General features: G+C 36.5%; 16 protein-coding genes. 11 read left to right on the forward strand and 5 right to left on the reverse strand.

Annotated elements, in window-relative coordinates; all coding sequences use genetic code 11:
* Positions 1 to 192 (reverse strand): Lrp/AsnC family transcriptional regulator (locus tag Q5O73_RS06425; RefSeq protein ID WP_302669296.1); only part of this gene is annotated, 192 nt, incomplete at its 3' end.
* 410 nt (positions 193 to 602) lie between these two features.
* On the opposite strand from Q5O73_RS06425, the gene Q5O73_RS06430 reads away from it, so the two are divergent.
* From Q5O73_RS06430 to argF, 4 genes are all read left to right on the forward strand, one after another.
* The gene (locus Q5O73_RS06430) at positions 603 to 2,651 is read left to right on the forward strand and encodes a sodium-translocating pyrophosphatase (protein WP_021952677.1); all 2,049 of its coding nucleotides are present in this window, start codon (positions 603 to 605) and stop codon (positions 2,649 to 2,651) included.
* A gap of 326 nt (positions 2,652 to 2,977) precedes the next feature.
* Complete coding sequence (locus Q5O73_RS06435) at positions 2,978 to 4,117, forward strand: glycosyl hydrolase family 18 protein (protein ID WP_302669297.1); 1,140 nt, start codon at positions 2,978 to 2,980, stop codon at positions 4,115 to 4,117.
* A gap of 69 nt (positions 4,118 to 4,186) precedes the next feature.
* The gene (locus Q5O73_RS06440) at positions 4,187 to 5,062 is read left to right on the forward strand and encodes a hypothetical protein (RefSeq protein WP_021952679.1); all 876 of its coding nucleotides are present in this window, start codon (positions 4,187 to 4,189) and stop codon (positions 5,060 to 5,062) included.
* A 21-nt stretch (positions 5,063 to 5,083) separates the two neighbouring features.
* Positions 5,084 to 6,091, forward strand: coding sequence for an ornithine carbamoyltransferase (gene argF, locus Q5O73_RS06445; protein WP_021952680.1), 1,008 nt, complete (start codon positions 5,084 to 5,086; stop codon positions 6,089 to 6,091).
* Here the strand turns inward: argF and Q5O73_RS06450 are convergent.
* Together Q5O73_RS06450 and Q5O73_RS06455 are read right to left on the reverse strand one after the other, a co-directional pair.
* Positions 6,063 to 7,304, reverse strand: coding sequence for an amidohydrolase (locus Q5O73_RS06450; protein WP_118589203.1), 1,242 nt, complete (start codon positions 7,302 to 7,304; stop codon positions 6,063 to 6,065). The genes argF and Q5O73_RS06450 overlap by 29 nt on opposite strands.
* A gap of 138 nt (positions 7,305 to 7,442) precedes the next feature.
* Positions 7,443 to 7,691, reverse strand: coding sequence for a hypothetical protein (locus tag Q5O73_RS06455; RefSeq protein WP_118589204.1), 249 nt, complete (start codon positions 7,689 to 7,691; stop codon positions 7,443 to 7,445).
* Positions 7,692 to 7,889: 198 nt separating this feature from the next.
* Between Q5O73_RS06455 and Q5O73_RS06460 the strand changes: the two genes are divergently transcribed.
* The 5 genes from Q5O73_RS06460 to Q5O73_RS06480 all read left to right on the forward strand — a co-directional run bounded on the left by Q5O73_RS06460 (position 7,890) and on the right by Q5O73_RS06480 (position 14,193).
* A complete protein-coding gene (locus tag Q5O73_RS06460; RefSeq protein WP_302669298.1) occupies positions 7,890 to 9,026 on the forward strand; it encodes an exonuclease SbcCD subunit D in 1,137 nt (378 codons plus the stop codon).
* Complete coding sequence (locus Q5O73_RS06465; protein ID WP_302669299.1) at positions 9,026 to 11,800, forward strand: SMC family ATPase; 2,775 nt, start codon at positions 9,026 to 9,028, stop codon at positions 11,798 to 11,800. The genes Q5O73_RS06460 and Q5O73_RS06465 overlap by 1 nt, the downstream gene beginning before the upstream one ends.
* A gap of 121 nt (positions 11,801 to 11,921) precedes the next feature.
* On the forward strand, positions 11,922 to 12,107 hold the full coding sequence (locus Q5O73_RS06470; RefSeq protein WP_302669300.1) for a hypothetical protein: 186 nt from the start codon (positions 11,922 to 11,924) through the stop codon (positions 12,105 to 12,107).
* 72 nt (positions 12,108 to 12,179) lie between these two features.
* Entirely contained in the window at positions 12,180 to 12,833 is a 654-nt protein-coding gene (gene sfsA, locus Q5O73_RS06475) for a DNA/RNA nuclease SfsA (protein ID WP_302669301.1), read from the forward strand.
* A 28-nt stretch (positions 12,834 to 12,861) separates the two neighbouring features.
* A complete protein-coding gene (locus tag Q5O73_RS06480; RefSeq protein WP_302669302.1) occupies positions 12,862 to 14,193 on the forward strand; it encodes a M18 family aminopeptidase in 1,332 nt (443 codons plus the stop codon).
* A 267-nt stretch (positions 14,194 to 14,460) separates the two neighbouring features.
* Here the strand turns inward: Q5O73_RS06480 and Q5O73_RS06485 are convergent, their stop codons facing one another.
* Together Q5O73_RS06485 and Q5O73_RS06490 are read right to left on the reverse strand one after the other, a co-directional pair.
* Positions 14,461 to 15,237 (reverse strand): sulfite exporter TauE/SafE family protein, encoded by a 777-nt coding sequence (locus Q5O73_RS06485; RefSeq protein WP_302669303.1) that lies wholly within the window; start codon positions 15,235 to 15,237, stop codon positions 14,461 to 14,463.
* On the reverse strand, positions 15,238 to 15,672 hold the full coding sequence (locus tag Q5O73_RS06490; protein WP_021952690.1) for a MarR family winged helix-turn-helix transcriptional regulator: 435 nt from the start codon (positions 15,670 to 15,672) through the stop codon (positions 15,238 to 15,240).
* 151 nt (positions 15,673 to 15,823) lie between these two features.
* Here Q5O73_RS06490 and Q5O73_RS06495 point away from each other — a divergent pair, with 151 nt between their 5' ends.
* Positions 15,824 to 15,997, forward strand: a complete 174-nt coding sequence (locus tag Q5O73_RS06495) for a ybaK/proline--tRNA ligase associated domain protein (protein ID WP_021952691.1) — start codon at positions 15,824 to 15,826, stop codon at positions 15,995 to 15,997.
* Positions 15,994 to 16,224, forward strand: coding sequence for a GNAT family N-acetyltransferase (locus tag Q5O73_RS06500; protein WP_021952692.1), 231 nt, complete (start codon positions 15,994 to 15,996; stop codon positions 16,222 to 16,224). The genes Q5O73_RS06495 and Q5O73_RS06500 overlap by 4 nt, the downstream gene beginning before the upstream one ends.
* The last annotated feature ends 230 nt before the right edge of the window (positions 16,225 to 16,454 follow it).

Here is a 16,454-nt window from a genome sequence, read left to right on the forward strand (position 1 = left end):
GCCTAACTCTGCGGGATTAATTTTGGCACTATATCCTGTTATAATTCCTGCCTGCTCTAATCGTTCAATTCTGGCAGATACCGCAGGGGATGATAAAAACACCTGGCTCGCAATAGTTTTAAGGGGGATGCGGGCATTGGCATGCAGAAGCTTAATAATCTGCTCATCGATGTGGTCTAAATCATGTCTCATAGTAGTACTCCTTTCGTAATAAATTTCAGTCTTTGTTTATTTTATAAAGATTATTCCTTACAAAATACTTATTAATTATAGCATATACTTTAAAAAATATACAATAACTTTCTTTCCATATTTGCACCGGTCATATAAACGGATACATGAAAAAAGAATAATTTATAAATTATTGCAATTAATAACATAATATAATATGAGTATTAAAAGTATAAGGAAAAAGGTGTGTTTCACCTGTTATGGTGAAAAAATTTACTTTTTTTATAAAATTGTGTATTGATTTATGTGAACATAAATGGTAAGGTAAAAAAACAGTGTAAAGTTTGTTATTTTTTTAACGAACAAAAAATAAGCTTTAATATATTTTTATTATTGTTTGAGAGAACGATTTTGAAAAGGAGGAAATTTTAGTGAATAATCTTATTTATTTGGCACCTGTCGCAGGAATAATTGCAGTAATATTTGCATTTATAAAGGCAACACAGATAGGACACAGCAATGCAGGAAATGACAAAATGAAAGAAATTTCAGATGCCATTGCTGAAGGTGCAAGAGCTTTTCTTTTTGCAGAGTATAAAATATTGATTATATTCGTGGCAATTTTATTCGTTGTTTTGGGAGTTGGAATCGACTGGCTTACAGCAGTATGTTTCATCATTGGTGCAGTTCTTTCCACACTTGCCGGATATGTTGGAATGAATGTAGCTACAAAGGCTAATGTACGTACAGCAAATGCAGCAAAGGAAAGTGGAATGAACAAGGCATTATCAATAGCTTTTGCAGGTGGTGCCGTTATGGGACTTTGCGTTGTAGGATTTGGTATTTTAGGGCTTAGTGTTATTTTAATTATTGTTATGAACACTACAGGTTTTACAAATGAAGCAGTTAGTATATTAACAGGATTCAGCCTTGGTGCTTCATCAATTGCACTTTTTGCCAGAGTTGGTGGTGGTATTTATACAAAGGCTGCTGACGTAGGAGCTGACCTTGTAGGTAAGGTTGAGGCAGGTATTCCTGAGGATGACCCAAGAAACCCGGCAGTTATTGCAGACAATGTTGGTGATAACGTAGGTGACGTTGCAGGTATGGGAGCTGACCTTTTTGAAAGTTACGTTGGAGCAATTGTTTCAGTAGTTACATTGGCAGTTGCATCAGTTGTGGCAGGAAAGAACAATTTTGGGACAGCTCACATTATTTTCCCATTGGTAATTGCAGCAGTTGGTGTTCTTGCATCTGTAATTGCTACATTTTTCGTTAGAGGAAAAGAAGGTTCAGACCCACAGAAGGCATTGAACTTAGGTGAATATGGTGCAACAGTGATAGAGATAATTGCATCAGCTATTTTCAGCTATTATTTCTTTGGAGATTTCAAAGCTTTCTTTGCCATTTTAGCAGGTTTGATAGTTGGTACAGCTATTGGTAAAGTTACAGAAATGTACACATCAGATAAATACAAGAGCGTTAAGGAAATTGCAGAAAGCTCAAAAACAGGTTCTGCTACAAATATTATTAGTGGTTTGTCAGTGGGAATGAAGTCAACAGCTATTCCTATTTTATTTATTGTTTTAGGTGTTTTATCAGCTTATGCATTCTTTGGAATGTATGGTATTGCTTTAGCAGCAGTTGGTATGTTATCAACTACAGGTATGACAATTGCAGTTGATGCCTATGGTCCTATTGCCGATAATGCAGGTGGTATTGCCGAAATGTCAGGACTTGACGAAAGCGTAAGAGATATTACTGATAAACTTGACTCAGTAGGAAATACAACAGCGGCTATTGGAAAAGGTTTTGCCATTGGTTCAGCAGCACTTACAGCTTTGTCATTGTTTGTTTCATATGCTGAAGTTGCAGGACTTGGCAGTATCAATATTCTTTCAGCATCAGTTGTTGCCGGCTTATTAATAGGTGGAATGCTTCCATTTATGTTCTCTGCTCTTACCATGAGTTCTGTAGGCAAAGCCGCAAACAAAATGATTGAGGAAGTTAGAAGACAGTTTAAGGCTGACAAGGGAATCCTTGCAGGAACTTCAAAGCCTGATTATAAAAAGTGCGTAGGTATTTCTACTCAGGCAGCACTTCATGAAATGATTCTTCCGGGAGTTATGGCAGTTGTTACACCGTTAGTTGTAGGATATCTTCTTGGAGCAGCAGCGCTTGGTGGAATGCTTTGCGGGGCATTAGTTTGTGGTGTTATGATGGCTATATTTATGGCTAACTCAGGTGGTGCATGGGATAATGCAAAGAAATTTATTGAAGGTGGTTTTGCCGGAGGAAAGGGTAGCGAGGCTCACAAGGCAGCAGTTGTTGGTGACACTGTAGGTGATCCTTTTAAGGATACATCAGGTCCTTCAATTAACATTCTTATAAAACTTATGACAATTGTGTCACTGGTATTTGCAATGACATTCCCGGTACAGGGGTATCTTACACAGTTATATCATATGATTTTTAAGTAAGGCAAAAGATGTGGATATAGACTGGTGGTTTGAGGAATTAAATATAATTAAATGAAGAAAAAGCTGTTGCTTTACAAATTTAGGATTTGTAAAGTGGCAGTTTTTTTGCGTGGGAGGAGGTGGGCGGAGAATAGGATTGGGTGGAAAATGGGATTGCGAGGAAAATAGACTTGAGTGGGGAGAAAATTGGCGTGTGGTACCATTGGAAAGTAAGAAAAAAGAAAAGCAACCACCCGCATATTGCCATAACCGTGAAATGTTCCCACCATTATCTGCATTATTCAAATTTTTCCAACATATATTTATTAAAAAAGGCTGTAATTACTATGGAAATATATGTTGTAAAATCAGGAGATAATGTAGATAGCATTGCCGGTGCATATGGGGTAAGTGTGGAATCGATTATTTATGACAATCAATTGGTGTATCCGTACCCTTTGGCAGTGGGTCAGGCATTATTAATTGATACAGGAGGAATACGTGAAAACAGAAGAGAGGCGGTTATAAGAGGGTTCGCATATCCATTTATAAGCAATTATGTTTTAGAGCAAAGTCTCCCGTCATTGTCAGGGATGGCGGTTTTTTCCTATGGATTTACAAGAGAAGGGGAGGTTATATATCCCCCAATAGATGATGGATTCATGATTGAAGCCTCATATAACTACAATGCAGCACCTATACTGACTTTGACACCCTTTGATGAAACAGGCATGTTTAACAATAATCTGATTTCTGATGTTATTCAAAATGAAGATATAGTGGAAGTGTTGCTAGACAACATGTTGGAAATAATGAACGAAAAGGGTTTTCTGGGACTGGATATTGATTTTGAATACATAAAGGCAGAGGATAGGGAGGCTTTTGTAAGGTTTGTTGAGAGGGCAACGGAGAAAATGAATGAACAGGGATTTACGGTTTCGGTGGATTTGGCACCAAAAACCAGTGCTGACCAGCCGGGACTTTTATATGAGGGAAAGGATTATGAGACTTTGGGAAGAGTGGCAAATAGCGTGTTGGTTATGACATATGAGTGGGGATATACATATGGCGAGCCTATGGCGGTGGCACCGGTTGATAAAATCAGGCGGGTTTTAGATTATGCGGTGACGGCAATTTCCTCTGAAAAAATCAATATGGGAATACCTAATTACGGTTATGACTGGGCTCTTCCCTATGAAAAGGACGTTACGAAAGCTGAAACTATTGGAAATGCTCAGGCAGTGCAAATTGCAGTGGAAAATAATGCTGAAATTTTATTTGACGAAGTTGGGCAGACACCATATTTCAGGTATACGAAGGATGGCGTAGACCACGAAGTGTGGTTTGAGGACGCAAGGAGCATTAAGGCAAAAATTGAATTACTTTATGAATACAATTTAAGAGGTGCTTCATTTTGGCAGATAATGCGACTGTTTCGGGCAAATTGGCTATTGGTGGATTATAATTTAAAGGTCGATAAACTGTAGGTAGAAGTTAGTGCAATATCCCCCTTTTTATGGTATCATACGATATATGAGTATCAAGGAGGGTAAAGCATGTTTTCTTTTAGTGAGATTGCATTATTGTTTTTTATTTACAGCTTTTTAGGCTGGTGCGTGGAAGTGGCTTTTGTGGCTGTTACCGCAGGAAAGGTCACCAACAGAGGATTTTTAAACGGACCGGTTTGTCCCATATACGGATGTGGCATGATAGGAGTTTTGCTGGCACTTTTGCCTGTGGAGAAAAACATCTGGTTGCTGTTTTTGGGAGGAATGGTGATTTGCTCGGCAGTGGAATTGTTTGGAGGATGGATTCTTGACAAAATATTTCATATGAGATGGTGGGATTATTCCGACGAAAAATTTAACATAGGTGGATATGTGTGCCTTGCCTTTAGTTTTATGTGGGGCATGGCAGTTGTATTTGCAGTAAAATTTGTACATCACCCCATTATGGCTGTAGTTAAGAAGATACCATTTCAAATACAGGTTATTATTGTAGTGGTATGTGGCGTGGTGTTTGTGGTGGACATGATTGTAACCCTTAAAAACCTCATTGGAATTAATAAAAGTCTGGGACAATTGGACAAATTGGCAGAAAGTCTGCATACAGTTGGAGATCAGTTAAAAGATGTTGTGGGAAATTCAGCCATAACTGTTGCTGAAAAGGCAGAAGAAGGCATGGAAATTCTTGACGAAAAAACCGCTGACAGCCGTGAGAGGATTGCCGGTGTCAGGGAAGAATCAGCTGAGAGAATAGCAAAGCAGTTGAAGGAGTTAGAAGAGAAGCGTGATGCCATTATGGAAAGCCTTCAGAAGAATGTTAAACACAGATTAAATACTCCGCCAACATTGAATAAATCAGGAAAGAGTATTAATATAGTAGAGTATATTAAAGATTATAAAAATAAAAATACAAAAACAAATGATTAGTTTGTGGAAAGAAGGTTAATAATGAAGACAGATTTTACAGGAAGACATTTTTTAAAGTTACTGGATTTTACACCTGAAGAGATAGAAGAGCTTATTGATTTGGCAGCTGACCTTAAGAAGAAAAAGAAAGCCGGAGAATTAGTTGACGTGTTTAAGGGAAAAAATATTGCAGTTATTTTTGAAAAAACAAGTACACGTACAAGATGTTCTTTTGAAGTGGCAGCCCATGATTTGGGAATGGGGGTTACATACTTAGACCCAACAGGTTCACAAATAGGCAAGAAAGAAAGTATTGCTGATACAGCAAGAGTTTTAGGCAGAATGTTTGACGGTATTGAATATCGTGGATTCGGTCAGGATATAGTAGAAGAATTGGCAAAATATGCAGGAGTTCCTGTATGGAACGGTCTTACCAATGAATTTCATCCTACACAGATTTTAGCTGACTTTTTAACACTGCGTGAAAAGTTTGGAAAATTGCAGGGACTTAAGTTTGTATATATGGGAGATGCCCGTTACAATATGGGAAATTCACTTATGGTAGGATGTGCCAAAATGGGAATGCATTTTGTGGCATGTGCACCGAAGAAATATTGGCCAAATAAAGAACTGGTAGAACAGTGCCAGGCTATAGCAAAAGAAACAGGAGCAGTTATTGAATTTGAGGAAGATCCTATGGTGGCAACTAAGGAAGCTAATGCCATTTACACTGATGTGTGGGTTTCAATGGGTGAGCCTGATGAAGTTTGGGAAGAGAGAATAAATGACCTTCTTCCATACCGTGTTACAATGGATTTAATTAAGAATGCCGGTGATGATGTTGTATTTATGCATTGTCTTCCTGCTTTCCACGATCTGGATACCAAAATCGGTAAGGAAATCAACAAAAAATTTGGACTTACTGAAATGGAAGTTACAGATGAAGTATTTGAATCTGAAAATTCTGTTGTTTTTGACGAGGCAGAAAACAGGATGCATACTATAAAAGCTGTAATGGCAGCTACACTTGGTACAAAATATTTCCGTTAATCATTGTTAAAATAACATTTATTTTTGAACCGCTATATACAAGATTCTTGGTAATGTTGTTTATTGGTTGCATATTAGGCTGGCTTAAATCGATTACGATTAAGTCAGCTTTTTTTCCACGACTTAATGTGTCACAGTTACGAAGACCCATAGCTTTGGCACCACCTAAAGTAGCCATTTTAAGTACCTCATTGGCATCTACTGCCGAAGCGTCATTTTCCCGGTACTTGGCAAGAGCAGTAGTTAAAAACATTTCCCTGAACATATCTAATGCATTGTTGCTGGCAGGCCCGTCAGTGCCAAGGGCAAGGTTTATTCCTTTTTTCATAAAAAGACTGACAGGAGCAATTCCGCTGGCAAGCTTTAAATTAGAAGCAGGATTCAAAACAATGGACATACCTCTTTTTTCAAAAACATTTATGTCGGAGTCGGTCATATGAACGCAGTGATAGCCACCTCCACCGTAGTTAAACATACCAATGTTGTCTAAATAAACAGTAGGTGTCATGCCATATCTTTTAACACATTCCGCTACTTCTTTCTGAGTCTCGGAATTGTGGCAGAAAACAGGAGCCTGAAGCTTATTGGCAAGAGCCGACAAATCCTTTAAAAGCCCTTCGCTACAGGTATACTCTGCGTGGAATCCCAATTCATAAGATATAAGGTCGTTGTAGCCGTTGTATTTTTTGTAACATTCCTCAATTTCCGGGACAGACTGGGTAAAGTCGTTTAATCCTCCGGTCATAACAGTTCTAAATCCCATGTCAACAGATGCCTGAATAACAGGGTCAGGGCTGATGTACATATCAAAATTGGCAGTGATTCCTGATGTGAGATATTCTTTAATGGCAATTTTGCTATACTCATATATTTTGTCATCAGTAAGCTTGGCTTCCATAGGAAATACCTTCTCGTTAAGCCATTTGTCTAAAGGCAAATCATCTGCATAAGAGCGCAAAAATGTCATGGCAGAATGGGTATGGGCATCCTTAAACCCCGGCATAATAAGATTTCCATTGAGATTAATTTCCTTGTCCCATTTTATCTGGGGATGGAGTTTAGAAACTGTTTTGTCCGTTGCAGGGTTTCCCACAAAACCAATGGTGTCATCAAAGACCCACACTTCCCCGGACAAAAGAGGAAGACAGCCATTTTCGTCAGCAGTGGTATCTTCTAAAGTTAAAATAGTTCCATTATAAAAGCGTATATTCATAAAAAATCCTTTCCTTTACGTCACAAACTTATAATTTAATCTTATCATTAAGAGGGGAAAAATCAATTATAAAAATACACATATAAAAAAGACGATGAAAGCTGTAAAAACACAACAGACATCGCCTTTACTTAAAAATTAATTACTTTTAGTTACTTTAAGTATTGATTTCTTCAATATTAAGAAAATATTTGGAATGTTGACTAAAACAAAAACCGCAAAAGCACCAAATATCATTTCAGTAGTACTTAGTGGAATGGTCTGGGTAATGGTTGAATGTACACTCGAAGAAGAAGTCAGGGTACTCATATGATGTGGAATGCGCATCAAATAAGAAATTGTACATATTATAGCTAAAATCAAATCACCAATCATAAATTTTTTCATGTTTAAATCCTCCAATCTCTAAATTAAATTAAGTTTTTTGAAACACTTTAAACTTTCCTGCGATGAATGATAGCACTAAAAATTAGGTCTGTCAACATAGTATGCTCATTACGTTTTGCGCCATTATTGACACATCATAGTGGCGATGTTAGTATAGCCGTAAAAGTAGTGAAATCCACAAAATATTAAGGAGGGCTTATGAGATTTCTTCATTTGGCAGATTTGCATATAGGAAAAAGATTAAATGAATTTTCATTGATTGAGGATCAGAAATTCATATTTGACAAAATACTAAATATAATAGATGAGAAAAAAATTGAGGCAGTTCTTATTGCAGGGGATGTGTATGACAAGCCGGTGCCATCAGCGGAGGCAGTGACGGTGTTAAACAGTTTTCTAAATAGTCTGGCAAAAAGAAATCTGAAGGTTTTCGTTATAAGTGGAAATCATGACAGTCAGGAAAGAATAGGCTTTGGGGCTGAACTTATAAGCCAAAGCGGAGTTTATATGTCAAAGCCTTTTAGTGGAAATGTGGAAACCCATAAAATAAAAGATGAATATGGTGAAATTAACATATATATGCTGCCTTTTATTAAGCCGGCAATGGTAAAACACGTTTATGAGGAGGCTGACATTGACAGTTATGACAGTGCAATGGCATATGTTATGGAGCAAACTAAGGTGGACGAAAGTGAGAGAAATCTTTTGATTGCCCATCAGTTTGTAAGGGGAGCAGACAGGTGTGATTCAGAAGAAGTGTCTGTGGGAGGCATTGATGAAGTAAGTGTAGAAAATTTTAAGAGATTTGATTATGTGGCATTAGGTCATTTACATAGTCCTCAGCATATAAAAAGTGAATTTGTAAGATATTCAGGAACTCCTCTTAAATATTCTTTTTCTGAGGCAAAGCATCAAAAAACAGCCCTTATTGTGGATATGAAGGAAAAGGGGAATATTACCATAGAGAAAGTTCCTTTGATTCCAAAACATGACATGATTGAAATAAAAGGTAAATATCAGGAAATTATGTCTAAGGATTTTTATAAGGATATTGACAGAATGGATTATGCCCATGTGACATTAACGGATGAACAGGACGTTTTACATGCCATGGAGCTTCTTAGAACGGTTTATCCTAATATTATGAAATTAGATTATGACAACACAAGAACAAGAAGTAATAATGAAATAAAAGGTGTGGAAAATGTGGAGAAAAAACAGCCCCTTGATTTATTTAAGGAATTTTATGAACTTCAAAACAACCAGCCTATGAGCCGTGAGCAGGCTGATTTTATGGATAAATTAATTAAAGATGTGTGGGAGGTAAATGAGTAATGAGACCAATTAAATTAACAATTTCAGCCTTTGGCCCTTACGCAGGCTGTCAGGTAATAGATTTTGAAAAATTAGGTAAGAAGGGAATTTATCTCATAACAGGAGATACAGGAGCCGGAAAAACCACCATTTTTGATGCCATTGTTTTTGCACTTTATGGGGAGGCAAGCGGAGAAAACAGGGAAACCACAATGTTTAGAAGTAAGTACGCAAAAGAAGATACGGAAACTTTTGTGGAAATGGAATTTGAGTACAGAAACCGGATATATAAGGTAAGAAGAAATCCTGAATATATGAGAAAATCAAAGCGTGGAGAGGGAATGACAAAGCAAGTGGCTGATGCCTTTTTGGAGTACCCGGACTCAAGAAATGTGGTAACAAAAACTAAGGAGGTTACCAGGGCTGTTCAGGAGCTTATTGGCCTTAACAGAGAGCAGTTTTCTCAGGTAGCAATGATTGCCCAGGGAGATTTTTTAAAACTTTTGCTGGCAAAAACAGACGACAGAATTAAAATTTTCAGGCAGATTTTTAATACCGGGATTTACAAGACCATTCAGGACAAGCTAAAGGTACAGGAAAAATCCGTAAAGGAAGAATATGACAGGGAAGAGTCAGCAATAAATCAATCCTTATCAGGTCTTATGTATGATAATAACAGTGAATTAGGAACCCGTGCCGGTAATTTAATAGAATCCGGAGCTAATAATATTGATGAAATAACAGATGTTATTAACAAATTAGTGGAAACTGACAGTGAGTTATTATCAAAACAGCAGAAATTAATGGAAAAGAATGAAAAGGAAACAGCGGGAATAGATGAAAAAATAGGAGAAATAAAAAGAATTAATGAGGCTATCGGGCAGAAAAACAGGGCGTTACTTCTTCTTAAGAAAAACAGGGATGCCTTTGGAAAATTAGAAGAAATTCTTCAGGAGGAAAAGGCTAAGGAACCAAAGCGGAAAAAACTGGAATTTGATATAAGAAAAGATGAGGAAAAATTGCCGGAGTATGAGGCAATGGGAAACTTGCAGACACAGTGGAGTGAGGGAAAGGAAAAAATTTCCCACTGGGAGAATCAGGAGATATTATTAAATGATTACCTACAAAATTTAGAAGAAGTTATTTCAACGGACAGGGAGCGTTTAAATACAATAAAAAACGCAGGAGAAGAAAAAATTGCTTTACAGGGGGAAATAAATAAAACGACAAAAAAAATAGAAGATATTGATAATTTTGTTGAATTGCTTAACAGATATGATAGAAATTTGGTACAGCTTAAAGATTTTCAGGAGAAATATAAGAAAGCTGCGGAAATTTTGGAAGAGGCAAGGAAACATTACGAAGAAAGGGAGCTGTTGTTTTTTAACCAGCAGGCAGGAATTATGGCAAGTGAACTTGAAGAGGGTAAGGCTTGTCCGGTATGCGGTTCAACTACTCATCCTCATAAAGCTGAACCTGTTAAAAATGCACCTTCAAGAAGGGAACTTGATGAAGAAAAGGCAGGTCTTAAGCTAAAGGAAGAAAATACGGCGAATGCCAGTCTTGCAGCAGGAAATAAAGGCAGTGAAGTTAAACTTTTAAAGGAAAATATCCTTAAAGATGGGGAAAAAATCCTTGGATATAAGGAAGAAAATATTAAGATTATAAGAGAATTAATACATGAAAAATACGAGGATTTAAATAAGGAGTCACTTAGCTTTGCAGCAGAACTTAAGTTAATAAATGAAAAGGTAAAGGAAAAAAATAAGTTAGAAGAAAATATACCTGAAAATGAGAAGAAGCTTGAGAATATAAAGCATAAGTTAAAAGATGCAGGCAATAAAAAGTCTGAATGCAAAATTGCTTTTGAGGGTATAAATGCCAAGCTTACCCAGATAAAAGAGAGCCTCAGCTTCAGCACAAGGGAAGAAGCTGTACAACACTTAAGTGAATTAAGGGATTTGCTTATAAAAATGGAGGAGAATTACAAAAAAGCTGACAGGGATTTTCAGAACTGTAAAACAGAAATTGAAAAGGCAGAAAATACCATAAAGATGATTGATGAGCAGTTAAGGGGTGCGGAAATTTCTCCTACAGATGAATTGTCAGAAAAAAGGAATGATTTAGTAAAAGAGAGGAAGAATCTGTTAGATGCAATAAACGTAATCAGCACAAGGATTAAAGTTAATGAGAACATCAAAGATGCCATAAAAGTTAAGTACAGGGCAATGAAAGAGGCACAGGAAAAATGGACTATGATTAAATCTCTTTCAGACACTGCTAACGGAGGGATTAACGGTAAGGATAAAATTTTGCTAGAAACGTACATTCAAATGCATTATTTTGACAGGATTATAAATAGAGCTAATATTAGATTTCTTACGATGTCATCAGGACAGTATGAATTAAAAAGAGCAGAAGAGGCAGATAATCAGAGAAGTCAAAGTGGATTGGATTTGTGGGTAATTGACCATTATAATGGAAGCAATAGAAGCGTGAGAACTCTTTCGGGAGGGGAAGCTTTTAAGGCATCACTTTCACTGGCGTTAGGGCTCTCTGATGAAATCCATGCTTCCGCCGGGGGAATTAGACTCGATACTATTTTTGTGGACGAAGGTTTTGGTTCATTAGATGAAGAGTCTCTCAATCAGGCAATAAATGCACTTAATTCCCTAACGGAAGGAAACCGGTTGGTGGGCATAATATCCCATGTTGGTGAATTAAAAGAGCGCATTGACCGGAAGATAATTGTTAAAAAAGATAAGGCTCAGGGAAGCGTAGCTATTATACAATAAAAGGCTGAATAGTTGCATTAAAATTATTTTTGGGATATTATTCTTAATAAAATAAGTATGTCTATATTAGACACATACGTTAATTTCCTTTAAGATAATATTATCAAAACAGGAGTTATTTATGAAAGCAGGTATTTATTTAGGAAAAGAGAAAGTAGAGATTAGAGAAATTCCATTGCCGGAAGTAGGGTATAATGATGTACTTGTTAAAAACATTTATTCAAGTGTATGCGGAACTGATGTTGCGGTATTTATGCATGGACCTAATACAGGACATAAGGTTACAGTAGGTGGCAAGTTTGATTGAGCTGTTTACAGTAGGATGCCGATGTGGAACATTCAGGCAATGTTGTTATAAAAATGGCAGGGAGAACAATTGGTGAAGTATAGAGAAATTGTTGAGGGAATATTTATTGACCGTCCTAACAGGTTTATTGCCCATGTTGATATAGAGGGAGTTGTAAATACCGTGCATGTAAAAAATACAGGGCGTTGTAAGGAATTGTTGATTCCTAAAACTCCTGTAAGGCTGGAGGTTTCTGACAATCCAAACAGGAAGACTTTATATGACTTAGTGGCTGTATATAAGAAAAATTTTGGTTGGATTAATATGGATAGTCAGGCACCAAACAAGGTAGTGAAAGAGTGGTTAGAAACAAAGGATTATGATTACATTAAGCCGGAGTATAAATACGGAGATTCCAGAATTGACTTTTATATGAGAAAAGGAAATCAGGAATATCTTATGGAAGTAAAGGGATGCACCTTGGAAATAGATGGAATAGGATATTTCCCTGATGCACCTACCACAAGGGGAGTTAAGCATTTAAGAGAATTAATTAAGGCAAAAAGGGCGGGTTATGAATGTGCAGTAGCATTTGTGATTCAGATGGAAGGAATTAATGAAGTACGTCCTAATATAGATACTCACCCTGAATTTGGTGTGGCATTACAGGAGGCAAAAGAAGCCGGAGTGAAAATTTTGTATTTGACATGCAAAGTGGGAAGGGATACCCTAGAGATAATAAATTAACTTTTAGATAAGTTATATGGAGGCATTTATGGAAGAAAGCAGATTTATTGATTTTTCAAAGGAACTTATGGAGTTTATAGATAAAAGTCCCAGTGCATTTCATGTGACGGCAAATTTTGCAGAGATGCTTAAAAAAAACGGATATTCACAATTAAATGAGCAGGATAAATGGAATTTGTTACCGGGAGAAAAATATTATGTGACAAGAAACGGCTCTTCAATAATTGCATTTTGTATACCAAAGAATAATAAGATTTCAAATTTTCAAATAGCAGCAGCCCATAGTGACTCACCGGCATTTAAAATAAAGGAAAATCCGGAAATGGTAGAAGACAACAGGTACCTTTCATTAAATGTGGAAAAATATGGTGGAATGCTTATGGCACCGTGGTTTGACAGACCGTTGTCAGTGGCAGGACGTATTATTGTTAAGGATGGAATGAAAATAAAACCGGTGCTGGTAAATGTTGAAAGAGATTTGTGTATTATTCCGAATCTGGCAATCCATATGAATAGAGAAGCCAACACGGGGGTCAAATATAATCCTCAAAAAGATATGATTCCACTGTTTGGAGAACTGACATCTAAGGGAATTTTTTATAAAGTAATGGCAGATGTTGCCGGAGTAAATGAGGATTCCATAGTTAGTTCAGATTTGTTTTTATATAACAGACAAAAGGGAACTGTTTTAGGATGTAATGGTGAATTTATGTCAGCACCAAGGCTTGATGATATTATGTGTGCCTATAGTTGTATGAAGGCGCATATTGCTGCAGGTGGGTCTGATTCCAATAGCGTTACGGTTTGTGCCATTTTTGATAATGAAGAGGTTGGTAGTACAACAAAGCAAGGGGCGGATTCTACGTTTTTGTCAGAGGTTCTTAATAGAATCGGTTTGTGTATGGGAATAAATGGAGAAGATTTGATTCGGGCATATTCCCGGTCATTTATGTTATCGGCGGATAATGCCCATGGTGTTCACCCTAATTATATGGAAAAAGCTGACCCTACTAACAGACCTTATATGAATAATGGAATAGTTATAAAGTACAATGCAAACCAAAAATATACTACAGATGGAATGTCGGCAGCAGTGTTTAAAGAAATTTGTAAGGAGGCAGCAGTACCGACTCAAACTTATGTAAACCGTTCAGATATTCCCGGCGGTTCAACTCTGGGAAACATAGCAAACAGTCACATATCTATTAATACAGTAGATATTGGGCTTGCCCAGTTGGCAATGCATTCGCCATATGAGACAGCCGGTACAAAAGATGCACTATATATGTTAGAAGGAGTTAAGGCATTTTATAAAACAAAGGTAACAGTTGGAGATAATGTGGAATTCATATTAGGATAGAATATTTAAATAAAGATGAGGATACAATCATCACAACATATACAGTAGAATAAAGAAAAAATGTGATATACTAATTTTGTAACATTAAATCAAAGAGTTTAAAAGCATTTTGTGATAAGTATAGCCCGGATACTGCAGTCAGATTTTCAACAATGAAGTACATTAATCAGGAGTGGATGGAAAATATACCACTATATGCCATATGTAATTTATAAATATAGTAAAAAGTGTCCCTACAAATTTAATTGAGGGACACTTTTACAACAATTATGCAAATATTGAAAATGCCATAACTACAATTCCAAGTATAACAAGTATAATACCTGTGGCACGGTTTAAGGTTTTTGGCGTAGCTTTGTTGGCAAACACGGCAGCAATTCTTGCCCATAATAATGTAAATATAATACACAAAATCCAGACCGTTACATCAGGGGCACCTCCGATGGCAAAGTGTGAGGCTGCACCGGTAAATGCTGTAAATGTCATAATGAATACGCTGGTTCCCACGGCAGTTTTAAGTTCATATCCCAAAACTGAAGTTAAAATAAGGAGCATCATCATACCTCCCCCGGCACCAACGAAACCACATATAAATCCAATTAAAACGCCACAGATAACTGACTGAATGGCACGCTTTTTGGCAGGAACATCGGCCATTGCTTCTTTGGTTGTCATAACAGGCTTTACAATAAATTTAATTCCCAAAAGAAAGGTCATAAAAACAGAAAAGTTTCCCATGGTTGTAGATGGAACAAGGCTTGAAATATAGCTTCCTACAATAGTGAATGCTAAAACGCTAACCATCATAATAAGTCCGTTTCTTATATCAAGATTTTTATTTTTTCCGTATGTATAGGCAGAAACAGCACTGGCTAAAACATCTGATGACAGGGCAATTCCCACAGCCATATATGGGTCCATGCCAAGAAATGTAATTAACATTGGGCTGATAACTGCAGCTGCACTCATTCCTGCAAAACCGGTTCCAAGTCCTGCACCCATTCCTGCAAAAAATGTTACTACAAATGTTATTAAAATGTCCATTTATTGAACCTCCTCTAAAATTTCATTGAGATTTGAATTCATCTTGCTAATGCAACTGTAAATGGCATCTTTAGTTTCTTCATCTATATCTTCGAAAATCCTGTCTACAAAGTTTTTTTGAAGAATAAGTCCCATGTTAATTATTTCATCTGCCTTAGGAGTGCATACAAGTTGGTGCTTGCGCCGGTCACCTTCCACTTCTTTTCTGATAAGATATCCGTCATTTACTAACCGGTCCACATTGACGGATACAAGATTTGCCTTGATTTTTCTGATTTCAACAATATCTCGGGCAGTGGTAAATTCCGGATTATTGGATAAAAACATCAGAATATCAAATGCTGTCTGAGGTAAATTTATCTGATGGCATAAAGGCTTACACATTGCAGAGTAAGCTAAAGAAATTTTATGAGCAAATTCAATGCCTGTTCGCATAATACATCCTCCAATATAAAAGTACAAAAATGAATAGTTCAAATTTGAAGTATTATAACATAGAAAAAATTAAAAGTAAATCATATAAATGTGTAGCAGGAAGCAAAAAGTATTGGAAAAGTTTAATAAATATGAGTAAAATTAGTGTACGATGATAAAAGTTAAGGTGTTTATAGAGGAATGTTTTTTTGAATATCCCGGAATCGTAGGGGTTCATCCAAAGGATAATACAGCTACAATCTGGATTAAAACTAATGATTTAGTGGAAATAATAAAAGAGCATGGAAATGAAGTTTTTGTTATGGAAAAGGAAAATGGCAAATGATTTTTGGAGTAAATACTATTCCTGATTATCGTAAACGTGGGCTTGCAGGAAGATTAATTACACAGGCAATTAATGATGTGCAAATACAGGGAAGAAAAGGCTTAGTACTAACATGCAAGGATGCTTTAGTACCGTGTTACTCTAAATTCGGATTTATAAATGAAGGTATTTCAGAGCATTCAACACACGGAAACGTAGTGTGGAATCAGATGAGATTAGAATTTTAATTATTTTATAATATCACAAAAAACACTTGACAAAGTAACAAATAATATATATTATAATTGATACAAGATGTAATTACAATACTGCAATGTAAGAACGGATAAATGCAAATTGAATATTGGGGCAGGCACAATGGTGGTTTGTACTTTATAAGGCTTACATTGTGCTATTGTATTTTTTTTACATCCGGTGTATACTATAAGAAGATTAAGAAAAACTAATAGTATACACC

This window comes from Eubacterium sp. AF15-50 (genome assembly GCF_934835595.1).
Lineage (GTDB): Bacteria > Bacillota > Clostridia > Lachnospirales > Lachnospiraceae > Eubacterium_G > Eubacterium_G segne.

Bases quoted from the DNA above. Each gene is read 5' to 3' on its own strand.
- Q5O73_RS06435 (WP_302669297.1), top strand. From the start codon at position 2,978: ATGGAAATATATGTTGTAAAATCAGGAGATAATGTAGATAGCATTGCC.
- Q5O73_RS06440 (WP_021952679.1), top strand. From the start codon at position 4,187: ATGTTTTCTTTTAGTGAGATTGCATTATTGTTTTTTATTTACAGCTTT.
- argF (WP_021952680.1), top strand. From the start codon at position 5,084: ATGAAGACAGATTTTACAGGAAGACATTTTTTAAAGTTACTGGATTTT.
- Q5O73_RS06450 (WP_118589203.1), bottom strand. From the start codon at position 7,304: ATGAATATACGCTTTTATAATGGAACTATTTTAACTTTAGAAGATACC.
- Q5O73_RS06455 (WP_118589204.1), bottom strand. From the start codon at position 7,691: ATGAAAAAATTTATGATTGGTGATTTGATTTTAGCTATAATATGTACA.
- Q5O73_RS06460 (WP_302669298.1), top strand. From the start codon at position 7,890: ATGAGATTTCTTCATTTGGCAGATTTGCATATAGGAAAAAGATTAAAT.
- Q5O73_RS06465 (WP_302669299.1), top strand. From the start codon at position 9,026: ATGAGACCAATTAAATTAACAATTTCAGCCTTTGGCCCTTACGCAGGC.
- Q5O73_RS06470 (WP_302669300.1), top strand. From the start codon at position 11,922: ATGAAAGCAGGTATTTATTTAGGAAAAGAGAAAGTAGAGATTAGAGAA.
- Q5O73_RS06480 (WP_302669302.1), top strand. From the start codon at position 12,862: ATGGAAGAAAGCAGATTTATTGATTTTTCAAAGGAACTTATGGAGTTT.
- Q5O73_RS06485 (WP_302669303.1), bottom strand. From the start codon at position 15,237: ATGGACATTTTAATAACATTTGTAGTAACATTTTTTGCAGGAATGGGT.
- Q5O73_RS06490 (WP_021952690.1), bottom strand. From the start codon at position 15,672: ATGCGAACAGGCATTGAATTTGCTCATAAAATTTCTTTAGCTTACTCT.
- Q5O73_RS06495 (WP_021952691.1), top strand. From the start codon at position 15,824: ATGATAAAAGTTAAGGTGTTTATAGAGGAATGTTTTTTTGAATATCCC.
- Q5O73_RS06500 (WP_021952692.1), top strand. From the start codon at position 15,994: ATGATTTTTGGAGTAAATACTATTCCTGATTATCGTAAACGTGGGCTT.